A 14043-nucleotide genomic window follows, 5' to 3' on the forward strand; every position below is an offset into this window, starting at 1 on the left:
AACTTTCATCCAAGAGGGCAGGACATGTCAGTTTCACTTCGCAAGGCGCGGACCATCATTCGCAAAACTTTGGAAAAAGGACGCGAGATGGAGCTGAAGCCTCTTTCCGTGGTCGTTCTGGACTCGGGTGGCCACGTGATCGCGTTCGAGCGTGAAGATGGCGCAGCGCCGGGTCGTTTCGCGATTGCGCATGGTAAGGCCTATGGATCGGTGATGCTGGGCATGGCGGGTACAGCGCAGATGCAGCGTGCTGAGGGGCAAGCCTATTTCATGGCTGCAGTGAATGGCGTCTATGGCGGGCAAGTCATTCCCGTCCCGGGTGGTGTTTTGTTGCGTGATCGCAAGGGTGCGATCATCGGTGCCGTTGGTGTGACCGGGGATACTTCAGACAATGACGCCGCCGCTGCGATGGCGGGTATCGAGGCTGCTGGCCTTACAGGCGAGATCTAAACAGCCCTTTAGTCTTGGTCTGCGGCGCCTCGCAACATGGGACGCGCCGCAAGCCACGCTGAAACAGCAAAAACGACTATTCCCCCGATCATGTCCGTAAGGTGATGACCTCCGTGTGACAGGATGGCGGGAACCATGGCCACGTTCAGGATCAACGCAGGAATGAACAGCGCCGTACCGCGCAGATACCACACAACCAGCAATGCCATGATCGTGTGATAGGACGGGAAGGCAATCGTCCCGACGATGTCTGAGGGTGCAATTACGGCAAGCCCCTGATCCGATAGCGTGCGGAGGATTTGTGAGTAGGTGCTGTTGGTCACCAGGTCGATCTTTTTTTCCAAACCATCAGGCAGGTCGTAAAAGACCGACGGCCCGACACTGGGTACAATCCACCAGATCAGCGTTGTGAGGAGCAGGCCGAAGGTGCCCGCCATCAGGGCCCGGTCCAATGCGTCGGACCGTCCGGTCAGCGCCAGATAGCCAACCATGATAAACAGTTGGGGCAATGAGCTGTGGTAAACATAGCTCAGCGCCCGACCGATATCGGGATAGGCTGCAAGCACCTCAAGGAATTGTGGCCACGAATACCCAAGTGCCGCGTCCATTTGCATCAAAAGCTTGTCGAATGACAATTCGGCTATCGGAAAGCGCAGATAGATCAGCAGGGTTGTAATCCCCATGAATCCGAGAAACAGGCTGTTGGCGATTGCAAGCTGTGCGATGCGCGGCTGATTTTTGAATTGGCGAATATAAAGGCCGGCAGCAAGCAACCCAACCGTCGGCGCCAGACCCATCGCAAAACCGCCCCAAGCAATCGGTTGAGCTTTCAATACAGACAGCAACAACGACAGTAGCACCGACAAGACCAGCATCGAGACGAGAATGATCTCTGGTCGACTGAGGCACCCTTTGAGCACAAACCGTTCGGATGCTTTCCGATTTTGGACGCTGGTTGTCATCGTATTCCGCTCAATCACTTGCTTTTTGCCTGCATTGTCCAAATTTGTGGCATATCTTGGGCGCTGGGCGACAGTTGTTGAGAAATTCACAGTGCAAGCTGCGCCCACGCACTTTGATTAGTTGTGTGAAACTGGCATGAATGCTTGAGCAGTTTCAAAGATTAGCGAGGTTTGCATGGTGCGTCCGGTCGTCGGCATTATCGGAAATTCTTACTTGATGAACGATCAGTATCCGACACATGCGGGCGGAACTATGAATTCGGACGCGGTTGCAAATGTATCGAATTGCCTTCCTCTGCTGATACCGGCCGATCCGCGATATGTGTCGGTGGACGAGTTGCTGGAAGTTTGTGACGGATTTCTGCTGACGGGAGGGCGCCCAAACGTGCATCCCGAAGAATATGGTGAAGCGGAGACCGAAGCGCATGGTGAGTTCGACCGCGCACGTGACGCGATCACCTTGCCCCTGGTGCGTGCCTGCGTCGAACGGGGCCAGCCGTTTTTGGGAATCTGCCGTGGATTTCAAGAGGTGAACGTCGCCATGGGCGGTACGTTGTACCCGGAAATTCGGGACCTGCCCGGGCGCATGAACCACCGTATGCCGCCGGACGGTACGCTGGAAGAAAAGTTCGCTTTGCGCCACGTTGTTACGTTGGAAGAGGGCGGTGTATTCCAGCAGATATTCGGTGCGTGCGAAGTCATGACCAACACGTTGCATGGACAGGGCATCAAGACAGTCGGTCAAAGGGTCGTGATTGACGGTCATGCACCTGACGGAACGCCAGAGGCGATTTACATCAAGGATGCACCCGGATTTACGCTGTCAGTACAGTGGCATCCTGAATGGGACGCTGCCAATGACCCGGTATCCCGACCGCTGTTCGAAGCCTTCGGCGCTGCTGTTCAGGCATGGTCAGCCGGCTCGAAAGCTCCGCTGATCAAGCGCATGGCGTAAGCTAGTTCTCAAGCAACCAGCAGCTTTTTGCATCGGCCCCGATGAGGGTAGAGCCGATGCAATCTGTTCAGACTAGATCAAGATGTCGAATTGATTGATGAGCGGCAGGCTGCGTGCGCGCTCACCTGTCAGATCAAACAGAGCGTTGCCCAAAGCCGGCATCGATGGTGGTGTGCCCGGTTCACCTGCGCCACCCATATGCCGATTGGTTTCAAGCACGCGTACTTCGACCTGCGGCGCTGTGTGCATTCGGATCGCCTCATAATCAGGGAAGTTGAACTGTTCGACTTCGCCCTCCGAGAATGTGATTTCACCGAAACAGGCCGCCGATAGGCCATACATCATGCCGCCGAACATCTGCGCTTTGACGTTTTCCGGATCCAGCGCAAGACCCATGTCGCAGGCAATCCAGGCTTTGTTGATGCGGATGGTGCCATCTTCATCGACGACCTCGATCACTTGCGCGACAGGCGTGCCAAAGCTGTAGGTAAAGGCCACTCCGCAACCAACGCCATCGGGTGTCTTACCGGTCCAGCCTGACATTTCACGCACAGCTTCCAGACATCCGGCTGAAGGGGCGTGCTCGTTTTTCATAAGCTCCAGCCGGAATTCCAGTGGATCACGACCCGCGGCATGTGCCATCTCATCCATGAAGGTCTCGTGGAAGAAGCCATTGTGGCTATTGCCGACCGAACGCCAGAAACCTACCGGGATATCAAGCGCAGCGATATGCCCGCTCATACGGTAGTTCGGAACCGCATAGGGCTGATTGAAGAACCCTTCGACCAGCACCTTGTCTGGCCCGCCTGCTGGCAAGCCGGTGTAGCGTCCGACCGCTTGCTGCGTACAGGATTGTGCCGCAACCTTGCCATCAATCAGAACAGCCTTTCCGTCCTTAATCGCACCACGCATCCGCGCCAGCGCTCCGGGGCGGTAATAGTCGTGGCGCATGTCTTCTTCGCGGCTCCATGTGGTTTGCACCGGCGTTCCGGGCATCGTCATGGCGACCTTGGTTGCGATTTCGCCGAAATCCAGTTCACCGCGCCGACCGAAGCCACCGCCAAGATAGGTGGTGTGTATCTCAACCGCCTCGGTGTCCAGATTGGCGACATTTGCCACCCGCATCCGGATCAGTGTGGGTGCCTGATTTCCGCACCACAGGTCCAGCTTTGTCCCGGTGAAAAGCGCAGTGGCATTCATTGGCTCCATCGTGGCATGCGCCAGATAAGGCAGTTGATACTCGGCGGTGATTTCCGTTGCGCCTTCGGGCAAGGTGTCAACGTCTCCGTCGTCGCGCATGGTCGAATTTGGAGCGTCGTCGAATGCCTTGGCAATGCTGGCAAAGATCGCGTCGGTTTCGGGCGGGTAGGGCGCATCGCCCCAGTCCACGTCAATCGCTTCGACAGCCTGGTTGGCAAGCCACGTGTTGTTGGCGATGACGGCCACTCCGTTACCAAGATCAACGACCTTTTCCACGCCCGGCATGGTTTTTGCCGTACTGTCGTCAAAGCCGTTCATGGTGCCACCCAGTTTGGGATTCATCCGAACGCTGGCGAACTTCATATCGGGAAGGCGCACATCAACACCAAACTCGGCGGTACCGGTCGCTTTTTCGGCCATGTCCAGACGCGGTTGGGATTGACCCAGATAACGCCATTCAGACGGGTCGCGCAGTGGTGCCTCAACCGGTTCGAGTGTGGCCGCATCCGCCGCCAGTTCGGTATAGGCGATTTTGTCTCCGTTCGGTGCAATCACGTGACCTGAGGCGGTTTTCAACTGCGTGGGATCAACACCCAGACGTTCTGCCGCCGCCAGTTTCAGCGTTTCGCGGGCCGAAGCGCCTGCCTCGCGCATGCGTTCATAGCCATCCTTCATCGACGTAGAGCCGCCGGTGACCTGCAAACTAAGCGCCCGGCCGACAACACCCAGTGCCTCACCCAGATTGTGCTGGAAGTCCGAGATATCGTAGCCCTTGTTTGGCAGGCTCTCACCCATCAGGGCCGAGTTGTAGTAGGCGGCGGCTGCCGGGCCGTGCAGAACGGTGACCTGGTCAAGATCCACATCCAGCTCCTCAGCAATCAATGCGGCCCAAGTGGTTTTGACACCCTGACCCATTTCAGCGCGTGGGGCGAACAGGGTGACGCCGTTCTGATCAATCAAAACGAATGGATTCAGTGCGGCCTCGCCTTCGCCTGGTTTCAACGGGTTCGGTGCAGGGCGATTGACGTAGTAGACGCCAAAGGCCACGCCTCCGGCGATTGCGGCAGAACCAATCAGGAATGTACGGCGAAGGATTTTTCCAATGCGTGCCATTGATTATGCCTCCTTCAGTTTTGCAGCGGCGTCGTGGATCGCCGCGCGAATACGAGGATAGGTGCCACAGCGGCAGAGGTTTCCCTGCATTGCGTCGTCTATGTCAGTGTCTGAGGGGCTTGGGTTCTCGGCAAGCAACGCGGCCGCCTGCATGATCTGGCCCGACTGGCAGTAGCCACATTGCGCCACCTGGTGGTCAACCCAGGCCTGCTGAATTGCCGCCATCGAATCCGGAGAGCCGATGCCTTCGATTGTGGTAACGTCACCCCAGACATCAGACAGTGCTACCTGGCATGAACGTACCGCCTCGCCATCGATGTGGACGGTGCAGGCCCCGCACGCGGCCACTCCGCAGCCAAATTTCGTTCCGGTTAAGCCAACTTCATCCCGCAGTACCCAGAGAAGGGGCACATCATCGGGCAGGTCGACCTGATGTGATGTTCCGTTGATCTTCAGGGTCGTCGCCATGGCGCACCTCTCTTGGCTGTGGCTGGTTTCTGACATAATTGGTGAAAAATGTCAGTGTGTCAATTGACAAAATATACAAAAAATGTCAGAGGTTCGGTTATGACGGATTTGATCGACGATACGCGGCAAAAGGCCATTCTGACGTCGGCCTTTCAGGCCTTTTCAGCTTATGGATTTCGCAAAACCTCGATGGATGACATAGCGCGCGGGGCCGGAATGTCGCGGCCTGCCGTCTATCTGCACTACAAGAACAAAGAGGCGATTGTTCGTAAGCTCACCGAGCTGCACTACGTCGAAAAGACCGCTTCTGTTGCAGACGCACTGAATGGTGAAGGTACCGTGTCGCAGATTCTGGAGAAGGCGATCAACGCGCAGATTGATGGCATGGCCGCTATTCTGGCGTCACCGCATGGTCTTGAGATGCTCGATACGACCAAATCCATGTCCATCGATATTGTCGAGCAGGGTGAAACGGAACTTACGGATCTGTTCGCAAACTGGCTAACCCGGGAACATGCAGACGGGCGTGTAAGGCTGCTTGATGAAGCGCATGAGACGGCCAAAACCATCACTGCGACGCTCAAAGGGATCAAGATGACCGCTTCGAGCGCCGACGAGTTCGAAAAGCGCACTGCTCAACTGGCAGCGCTTATCGGTGCTGGTTTGGAAGTCAGGTAACCCGCTGACGGACCTTGTATTCCGGAACATCCCACAGTCTGTTGCGCATGATGTAGGCAACGATTTCAGCCGCTTGCTCAACATCGTTTTCATCAACGTAAAGCGGTGTGAAGCCAAATCGCATGATGTCTGGTGCCCGGAAGTCTCCGATCACACCACGAGCGATCAGGGCTTGCATGGCGGCGTATCCATCGGTGAACTTAAACGATACCTGACTGCCGCGTTGTTCGGGGTTGCGGGGGCTGGCCAATTCTAGCTCGGGGCAGGTTGCCTCAACCCGTTTGATGAACAGTTCGGTCAGCTCGATGGATTTTGCACGAACATCGGCCATGTCTGCCATGTCCCAGATGTCCATCGCTGTCGCCAGTGCGGTCATCTGAATAACCGGTGGGGTACCGACGCGCATTCTTTCGATACCGCTCGCGGGGCGGTAATCCAGATCGAATGCAAACGGTGCCTCATGGCCCAGCCAACCGGACAGGGCGGGGCGCACGGATTGAGCAAGACGCGGTGCAACGTAGATAAATGCAGGCGCGCCGGGACCGCCGTTCAGATATTTGTAGGTACAGCCAACGGCGAAATCGGCGTTGCAACCTGACAGATCAACCGGGATCGCACCAGCGGAATGCGCCAAATCCCAAACCGTAACGACGCCATTGGCATGTGCCAGTTCGGTGAGCGCCTTCATGTCGTGCATGCGTCCGGTCCGATAGTCCACCTCGGTCAACATCAGAACGGCGATATCTTCGGTAATGTTTTCAGCAACCTGCTCGGGATCAACAACGCGCAGTTCGTAGTCCGCCCCCAATGAGCGTAACAATCCATCAACCATATACAGATCTGAAGGAAAGTTTCCGTTGTCTGATAGTACAACCTTGCGCTGTGGATTGAGTTCGAGCGCTGAGGCGACCGCCTGGTAGACTTTGATCGATAAAGTGTCGCCCACCACAACAGCGCCTGCCTCTGCTCCGATAAGGCGACCGATGCGGTCGCCAAGGCCTGTTGGCAGCCCCATCCATCCGGCCTTGTTCCAGCCGGTGATCAGCATCTGCCCCCATTCTGCGCTTAACATATTCTGAACGCGCTCTCCGGCGGCTTTTGGAAGTGGTCCTAAAGAGTTACCGTCCAGATACAGCACCCCTTCGGGCAGTTCGAACATGGCCTTGGTGGCGGCAAAATCTGTCATGGAAGCTCCCTGAAGCTTTAGGCGGAATTTATTGTTGTGGTTGACGTATCCGATTGGGCCTTAGCTGTCCATTATCGCAGCGCTGACGGGCAGATCGCATGGTTGAAAGCAATGCTAAGCGCGAATTTCAGGCGCGTTCTGACAGTATCAAAGCTTCTGCCTTGGTTGTTATCGCTTTCAGGTAAAGAAAAAACCCGATGCGACAACCTGATGTTTTGCCAAATAAGCGCAAAAGCGGTAGGACGTCTGTCAGAAGCGACATGTGTCGGTGCATGTCGTCATTCACAGGGAATGCTCATGCGCCGGATCGATGTCCCGCCCGTTTGGCTTCTGGGCTTTGTGCTGCTTTCATGGCTACAGGCCAAATACCTGCCTTTGGGATTATCCCTGAAAGGTGGATTTACGGGTCTTCTCAGTGGAATATTGATTGGTGGCGGCATTCTGGTCGTTGTCTTGGCAGCGGTCGAGTTTCGTCGACACCGCACAACGATCATACCTCATGAAACGCCTTCCGCACTCGTCCAGTCCGGTATCTACAAACGTAGCCGAAATCCAATTTATGTTGGCGACGTTTTGATCCTTGCCGGGTTGATTTTGCGTTTTGATGCAATCGCTTCACTGGTGTTGATCCCAATCTTTGTCTGGATCATCGAACGCAGGTTCATCCTGCCCGAAGAGGATCGGTTGCGCCGGACATTTCGAGCGGATTTTGCTCGATACGAACAGAAAACACGCCGTTGGGTTTGAGGTGCATCAAAACGTGACACAACGTAAAAATTGCTGCGACTGCGAAATAATGTTGCGCAAGATGTATCTTTTGCTTAACAAACAATACCGACCACCCGCTCAATCAGAGTGACAATTAGGGGGACCTGCCGGTGAAAATAGGCACACCAAAAGAAATACTGGATGGTGAGAACCGGGTCGCAATGACACCGGATTCGGCTGTGCAGCTGCAGAAACTCGGCTATGAATGCGTCATTGAAAAAGGAGCGGGTGAGGCTGCCGGCTTTTCGGATGCGTCTTATGAGGCCGTTGGCGTTGAGATCATCAAAACGGCGGCATCGCTGTGGAAGACAGCGGATATCATTGCCAAGGTTCGGGTGCCCACCGAGACAGAACTCAAACGTCTGACCAAAGGCAAAACCCTGATCTCTTTCTTCAACCCAGCGGGCAACGAAGAAGGGATGGAGCTGGCCAAGTCCAAAGGCGCGAACGTCATCGCCATGGAAATGGTGCCGCGTATTTCGCGCGCGCAGAAGATGGATGCGCTTTCGTCGATGGCCAATATCGCGGGCTACCGTGCGGTGATCGAGGCGGGTAACAACTTTGGTCGCTTCTTCACCGGCCAGGTGACAGCGGCGGGTAAGGTTCCGCCTGCAAAAGTTCTGATTGTCGGTGCCGGTGTTGCCGGTCTGGCGGCCATCGGCACATCCACGTCGCTAGGTGCGATCACCTATGCGTTCGACGTGCGCCCCGAAGTGGCCGAGCAGGTCGAATCCATGGGTGCTGAATTTGTCTATCTGGATTTTGAAGAAGAACAGCAGGACGGCGCAGCCAGCGGCGGTTATGCCTCGGTTCAGTCAGAAGAATTCCGCAACGCGCAGTTGGCTAAGTTCCGCGAGCTTGCGCCTGAGATGGACATTGTCATCACCACCGCCCTGATCCCCAACCGTCCGGCGCCCAAGCTGTGGCTGGAGGATATGGTCAAGGCGATGAAACCGGGTTCGGTCATCGTTGACCTGGCTGCAGAGCGTGGCGGCAACGTCGAAGGCACAGTGCCGGACGAAAAGGTCGTGACCGACAACGGTGTCACTATCATCGGTTACACTGACTTCCCCAGCCGGATGGCCGCGCAATCTTCGTCTCTTTACGCGACGAACATTCGTCACATGATGACTGACCTGACCCCCGAAAAAGACGGTCAGATCAATCACGACATGGAAGATGACGTGATCCGCGGTTCGACCGTGACCCATGAGGGCGAAATCACCTTCCCGCCACCTCCGCCCAAGGTGCAGGCGATCGCGGCGCAGAAAAAGCCTGAGGTCAAAGAACTGACCCCGGAAGAGAAGAAGGCGCAGGAGATTGCAGCCTTCAAGGCGCAGACCAAGCAGCAGTTCACCCTGCTGGGTGTCGGTGGTGCGCTGATGTTGCTGGTGGGTCTGATCGCTCCGGCCAGCTTCATGCAGCACTTCATCGTCTTTGTGCTGGCCATCTTTGTGGGCTTCCAGGTGATCTGGAACGTCGCGCACAGCCTGCACACACCACTGATGGCGATCACCAACGCGATCTCGTCGATCATCATTGTCGGGGCCTTGATGCAGATCGGATCGGGGTCTTTCCTGGTCATCCTGCTGGCGGCGTTGTCTGTCTTCATGGCAGGGATTAACATCTTCGGTGGCTTCCTCGTAACCCGGCGCATGCTCGCCATGTTCCAGAAATCTTAAGGAGGCCGGGCACATGGAATTTGGCTTCACTACTGCCGCCTATGTCGTTGCGGCTGTCCTTTTCATCCTTTCGCTCGGCGGCCTGTCGAACCAGGAAAGCGCCAAGCGCGCGGTCTGGTATGGCATCGTCGGTATGGCACTGGCGGTCTTCGCCACGCTGGTTGGGCCTGGTTCGGGCCTGTGGTTGCTGTCGTTGCTGCTGATCGCCGGTGGCGGTTTTATCGGCCAGTATGTTGCGCAGCGCGTGCAGATGACCGAGATGCCGCAGCTTGTTGCCGCGATGCATTCGCTGGTTGGTCTGGCGGCTGTGTTCGTAGGTTTCAACGCGCATTTTGAAATCGGCAACGTGGCTCAGGTTATGGCAATCGCCGACAGCGCGTCGCAGGCGGACCTGTCCGATCTGGGTGCATTTGCCAAGCTGATCGCCAAGAAAACCTCGGCCGAACTAGCGATCCTGCATGTCGAGCTGTTCCTGGGCATCTTCATCGGTGCGATCACCTTTACCGGTTCGGTCGTGGCCTATGGCAAGCTCGCGGGCAAGGTGACCTCGGCAGCGACCAAACTGCCCGGCGGTCATGCTCTGAACGCGGCGGCGGCGGGTCTCTCGCTGATCTGCCTGATCTGGTACACAGCTTCGGGTGGTTTGTTCCCGCTGATCCTGATGACGCTGGCTGCACTGTTCATCGGCTATCACCTGATCATGGGCATCGGCGGTGCCGACATGCCGGTGGTTGTGTCGATGCTGAACAGCTACTCGGGCTGGGCCGCTGCGGCGATTGGTTTCTCGCTGGGCAACGACCTGCTGATCGTGGTCGGTGCGCTGGTGGGCTCGTCCGGTGCGATCCTGTCCTACATCATGTGTAAGGCGATGAACCGTCACTTTGTCAGCGTGATCCTGGGCGGCTTTGGCGGTCCTCAGGGCGAGCAAATGGCTGTTGAGGGCGAGCAGGTAGCGATCGACGCAGATGGTGTAGCGGCTGCACTGAACGACGCTGACAGCGTGATCATCATCCCCGGTTATGGCATGGCGGTGGCGCAAGCGCAGCAGTCTGTCTCCGAGTTGGTCCGTAAGCTGCGCGCCAAGGGCAAAGAGGTGCGCTTTGCGATCCACCCGGTTGCCGGTCGTCTGCCGGGTCACATGAATGTTCTGCTGGCCGAAGCGAAAGTGCCGTATGACATCGTTCTGGAAATGGACGAGATCAACGACGATTTCCCGGACACGGATGTGGCCATCGTCATCGGCTCGAACGACATCGTGAACCCTGCGGCGCAGGAAGATCCCAACAGCCCCATCGCCGGGATGCCGGTACTGGAGTGCTGGAAGGCCAAGCAGGTCTTTGTGTCCAAACGTGGCCAGGGCACGGGCTACTCGGGCATCGAAAACCCGCTGTTCTTCAAAGAGAACACCCGGATGTTCTACGGTGACGCCAAGGAGTCGCTGGACAAGCTGCTGCCGATGATCGACTGATCCGGTTCGGATAACGCTCGGAAAGGCGCCCACATGGGCGCCTTTTCTGTTTTTGGTGTACCCTGTCCTTACAGGAGGTGCCGAATGGAGAAAGTGAACGGTATAGGCGGGCTGTTCTTCCGAGCCCATGACCCGGAAGCGTTAAGCGCGTGGTACGAAAAGCACCTAGGCGTAAATCACTATGTCCCGGTGCCGTGGAAACAGCGCGAAGGCTACACAGTCTTTGCTCCTTTCGCACAGGACACCGACTATTTCGGTCGGCCCGAGCAGAAGTGGATGATCAACTTCCGTGTCGATGATCTGGAGGCCATGATCGCTCAGTTAGAATCTGCCGGCATAGCCGTAGAGACCCGTGCCGAGTGGGATAGTGAGGTTGGCAAGTTCGCTCGAATACACGATCCGGAAGGCAACCCGATCGAGCTGTGGCAACCAAATCAATAAGATAGCAGGCTTGTATACTGTGGTATCCACGTAAGTGTATGAAATAAAAAGATAATTGATGTATTTGTGGCGCTGCGTATAGTTCCCGGGAACTCAGGGAACACAAAATGACACCCATCGACGACCATCCACTGCGCTATGCGCTGGCCAATGAACTGCACGCACGCCCCTTTCCAGTGGCCAAGGCGCCATGCACTGTCGTCTTTCTTGCCGTCAAGAAACCGGTCCAGGCAGTTGCCCGGGATCGGAACGAAGATATGGCGCACCTGATAGATCTGCTGGACCGTCATGGCGCGCAACACCCCCAGCCAGGGGCCACACACTATGCAGGGCAGATCGGGCGTCACTGGCTAAAGTGGGAGCAACATACCGAGTTCGTCACCTATACGGCGATCACACAGAATGTCAGTGATCGCCCGTTCAACCCGGCTGATTTCGAAGTGTTCCCTCAGGATTGGTTGATGAGCAGCCCGGGGCAGAGGATCACCTCGGCCATGCTGCGAGTGGTCAAACGCCGGGATGACGAGGAGGTCGTGACGGCGTTCTCGGAGTGGTTTGAGCCAGAAAGTCTGGCTGTGGCGAACGTATTGGACAACTCAGCAGTTTGTGCCAGTGATTTTCGGATTGATCCGGCAGGGCACATGCGTTTCGCGCTCTTTGTCTCGGACGGAACCGGGCGACGCAGAACTGGTCGTATTATTCAGCGGCTGTGTGAGATCGAAACCTACAAGGCCATGTCCATGCTGGGCTTTGCCCGGGTTAAAAGCCTCATGGGGCGCATCGGCGAACTGGATAAGCGGCTTACTGATCTGATGGTCGAGATGACGGACGATGCCACCCAACCGGACGAATTGCTGCCCCAGCTCCTGTCGACGTCGACCGAGCTTGAGACACTCTCAGCTCGTTGCTCGTTTCGGTTCGGGGCGACGGGGGCTTATGAAGCGATTGTAAACCAGAGGATCGAGGTTCTGCGGGAGCAGCGCTTTTATGGTCGTCAAACCTTTGCTGACTTTATGATGCGCAGATACGACCCTGCCATTCGCACCGTGAAATCGACCGAACGGCGTCTGCAAGCCCTCTCTGACCGAGCGATCCGAGCGGGTGAATTGCTGCGGACACGCGTAGATGTTCAGCGCAGTGCGCAGAACCAGGCATTACTTGAAAGCATGGATCGCCGCGCCGACCTGGCCCTTAGACTGCAGCACACGGTGGAGGGATTGTCGGTAGTAGCTATCAGTTACTATGCGGTCTCTCTGGCCAGCTATCTGCTTTACCCGATCACCAAAACTGGAATCAGTAAGGGGATGTTGACGGCAGTCGTGACGGTGCCGGTGGTACTTGCAGTCTGGTTCGCAATTCGACGCATACGCCGCCGGTTGGAGTAAGCTCAGAGACTGCTGGCAGAAGCATCTGCAGGAATACAAATAACCTTGGTCTGACTATAGAACTTGGGCCCGATTGAGCGCCATCGGCAGGACCTAAAAACAGAACTCACCGACAAATCGGGTTTCAATTTGTGAAATGGGCGCGGTCGCGAATTAACTCGCAACCACGCCCATCGATGACTTCATATCTGAAGCGGGTGTCAGAGCAGGAAGCTATCCTCTTCCAGCAGGTTCGCAATCATCAGATCTGTTACCGCATCTGTCTCGTTCGCCAAATCGCTGTTCGACGACACATCGACCAGTTTTGTCGGAACAGAAATGCCTGCGATCTTGGTTTCGCCTGCACCGAACACGACGGATAGGAATTCATCAACGATTTCCGCAGTCACATTCGGCACAAATTCGAGAACATCGACTGTACCCGCCCATCCGGCCTCGCCCGAAATCTCGCCTTCTGGTGCGAGTTTCTGAGCAGGAGATGATTGCTGTGCAAGTTTCGGAAGCTCGTATCCTACAGTACCACTTCCATTGATATCGTAGCTATAGAAGGCTTCCACATCGATGACATCAGGGATCGTCGTACTGCTGATGTAGGCACCACTAGCGTCGGTGATCCACTCACCGTAGTCTCCGTTGGCGTTTTTCCAGAGTACCTTAAAGCCGCCATTGAATGCCTCGGCGTGGATGGCCTCCCAGCCGGGGAAGCTGTCGGGACCGGCTTTGGCACCGTCACGCGTCAACTCGACGCTGCCATTGACCAGATAAACACCGCGGGTGGAAGACGCGAGCGTCACGGAACCGGCGGTTTCGATGCTGGTTGTCTTGTGCCCGATCGTGCCGTCCCCGTTCAGGTCGACATTGTAGAACGTTTCGACATCCACAAAGTTGTCGAGGCTAGCACTGCTGATATAGGCACCACTGGCATCAGTGATCCACTCACCATAGGAACCGTCTGTATTTTTCCAGAGCACCTTGAAGCCGCCATTGAACGCTTCAGCTTGAACGGCCTCCCAACCCGGGATACTGTCTGGCCCGGTTTTGACACCGTCGCGCGACAACTCGATGCTGCTATTGACGAGGTAGACCCCACGGGTCGAAGAGGCGAGCGTAACCGACCCGGCGGTTTCGATATTGGTTGAGAAATGCCCGGTCTGACCGTCCCCATTCAGATCGACACCATAGAAAGCCTCGACATCTATGACATTTCCAATTCCGGTGCTGCTGATATAGGCGCCGCTGGCGTCAGTGATCCATTCGCCATATTCTCCAGCCGCGTTTTTCCAGAGC

General features: G+C 56.3%; 12 protein-coding genes and 1 pseudogene. 8 read left to right on the forward strand and 5 right to left on the reverse strand.

Going from position 1 to position 14043, the window contains the following annotated elements:
• Window positions 1-24 precede the first annotated feature (24 nt).
• Window positions 25-450, forward strand: coding sequence for a heme-binding protein (locus E1297_RS37960; protein WP_155147428.1), 426 nt, complete (start codon window positions 25-27; stop codon window positions 448-450).
• An 8-nt stretch (window positions 451-458) separates the two neighbouring features.
• Here the strand turns inward: E1297_RS37960 and E1297_RS37965 are convergent, their stop codons facing one another.
• Complete coding sequence (locus E1297_RS37965; protein WP_155147430.1) at window positions 459-1412, reverse strand: phosphatase PAP2 family protein; 954 nt, start codon at window positions 1410-1412, stop codon at window positions 459-461.
• Window positions 1413-1587: 175 nt separating this feature from the next.
• Between E1297_RS37965 and E1297_RS37970 the strand changes: the two genes are divergently transcribed.
• On the forward strand, window positions 1588-2367 hold the full coding sequence (locus E1297_RS37970; RefSeq protein ID WP_155147431.1) for a gamma-glutamyl-gamma-aminobutyrate hydrolase family protein: 780 nt from the start codon (window positions 1588-1590) through the stop codon (window positions 2365-2367).
• A gap of 72 nt (window positions 2368-2439) precedes the next feature.
• Here the strand turns inward: E1297_RS37970 and E1297_RS37975 are convergent, their stop codons facing one another.
• Window positions 2440-4680 (reverse strand): xanthine dehydrogenase family protein molybdopterin-binding subunit, encoded by a 2241-nt coding sequence (locus E1297_RS37975; RefSeq protein ID WP_155147433.1) that lies wholly within the window; start codon window positions 4678-4680, stop codon window positions 2440-2442.
• 3 nt (window positions 4681-4683) lie between these two features.
• Window positions 4684-5148, reverse strand: coding sequence for a (2Fe-2S)-binding protein (locus tag E1297_RS37980; protein ID WP_155147435.1), 465 nt, complete (start codon window positions 5146-5148; stop codon window positions 4684-4686).
• 99 nt (window positions 5149-5247) lie between these two features.
• Between E1297_RS37980 and E1297_RS37985 the strand changes: the two genes are divergently transcribed.
• On the forward strand, window positions 5248-5826 hold the full coding sequence (locus E1297_RS37985) for a TetR/AcrR family transcriptional regulator (protein ID WP_155147437.1): 579 nt from the start codon (window positions 5248-5250) through the stop codon (window positions 5824-5826).
• Here the strand turns inward: E1297_RS37985 and kynU are convergent.
• Window positions 5819-7012, reverse strand: a complete 1194-nt coding sequence (gene kynU / locus E1297_RS37990) for a kynureninase (protein WP_155147439.1) — start codon at window positions 7010-7012, stop codon at window positions 5819-5821. The genes E1297_RS37985 and kynU overlap by 8 nt on opposite strands.
• A gap of 297 nt (window positions 7013-7309) precedes the next feature.
• Here kynU and E1297_RS37995 point away from each other — a divergent pair, with 297 nt between their 5' ends.
• The 5 genes from E1297_RS37995 (at window position 7310) to E1297_RS38015 (ending at window position 12756) form a co-directional block, all read left to right on the forward strand.
• Window positions 7310-7759, forward strand: a complete 450-nt coding sequence (locus E1297_RS37995) for an isoprenylcysteine carboxylmethyltransferase family protein (RefSeq protein ID WP_155147441.1) — start codon at window positions 7310-7312, stop codon at window positions 7757-7759.
• A 131-nt stretch (window positions 7760-7890) separates the two neighbouring features.
• Window positions 7891-9462: a Re/Si-specific NAD(P)(+) transhydrogenase subunit alpha gene (locus E1297_RS38000; RefSeq protein WP_368669811.1), complete on the forward strand. Its 1572-nt coding sequence runs from the start codon at window positions 7891-7893 to the stop codon at window positions 9460-9462.
• A gap of 13 nt (window positions 9463-9475) precedes the next feature.
• Window positions 9476-10930: an NAD(P)(+) transhydrogenase (Re/Si-specific) subunit beta gene (locus E1297_RS38005; protein ID WP_155147445.1), complete on the forward strand. Its 1455-nt coding sequence runs from the start codon at window positions 9476-9478 to the stop codon at window positions 10928-10930.
• 84 nt (window positions 10931-11014) lie between these two features.
• Window positions 11015-11371, forward strand: a complete 357-nt coding sequence (locus E1297_RS38010; protein ID WP_155147447.1) for a VOC family protein — start codon at window positions 11015-11017, stop codon at window positions 11369-11371.
• A gap of 107 nt (window positions 11372-11478) precedes the next feature.
• Complete coding sequence (locus E1297_RS38015) at window positions 11479-12756, forward strand: DUF3422 family protein (RefSeq protein ID WP_155147449.1); 1278 nt, start codon at window positions 11479-11481, stop codon at window positions 12754-12756.
• A gap of 200 nt (window positions 12757-12956) precedes the next feature.
• On the opposite strand, the pseudogene E1297_RS38020 reads toward E1297_RS38015, so the two are convergent.
• Window positions 12957-14043, reverse strand: a pseudogene (locus E1297_RS38020) (hypothetical protein); the annotation flags it as partial.

The organism is Roseibium sp. RKSG952, from assembly GCF_009711355.1.

Bases quoted from the DNA above. Each gene is read 5' to 3' on its own strand.
- E1297_RS37960 (WP_155147428.1), top strand. From the start codon at position 25: ATGTCAGTTTCACTTCGCAAGGCGCGGACCATCATTCGCAAAACTTTG.
- E1297_RS37965 (WP_155147430.1), bottom strand. From the start codon at position 1,412: ATGACAACCAGCGTCCAAAATCGGAAAGCATCCGAACGGTTTGTGCTC.
- E1297_RS37970 (WP_155147431.1), top strand. From the start codon at position 1,588: ATGGTGCGTCCGGTCGTCGGCATTATCGGAAATTCTTACTTGATGAAC.
- E1297_RS37975 (WP_155147433.1), bottom strand. From the start codon at position 4,680: ATGGCACGCATTGGAAAAATCCTTCGCCGTACATTCCTGATTGGTTCT.
- E1297_RS37980 (WP_155147435.1), bottom strand. From the start codon at position 5,148: ATGGCGACGACCCTGAAGATCAACGGAACATCACATCAGGTCGACCTG.
- E1297_RS37985 (WP_155147437.1), top strand. From the start codon at position 5,248: ATGACGGATTTGATCGACGATACGCGGCAAAAGGCCATTCTGACGTCG.
- kynU (WP_155147439.1), bottom strand. From the start codon at position 7,012: ATGACAGATTTTGCCGCCACCAAGGCCATGTTCGAACTGCCCGAAGGG.
- E1297_RS37995 (WP_155147441.1), top strand. From the start codon at position 7,310: ATGCGCCGGATCGATGTCCCGCCCGTTTGGCTTCTGGGCTTTGTGCTG.
- E1297_RS38005 (WP_155147445.1), top strand. From the start codon at position 9,476: ATGGAATTTGGCTTCACTACTGCCGCCTATGTCGTTGCGGCTGTCCTT.
- E1297_RS38010 (WP_155147447.1), top strand. From the start codon at position 11,015: ATGGAGAAAGTGAACGGTATAGGCGGGCTGTTCTTCCGAGCCCATGAC.
- E1297_RS38015 (WP_155147449.1), top strand. From the start codon at position 11,479: ATGACACCCATCGACGACCATCCACTGCGCTATGCGCTGGCCAATGAA.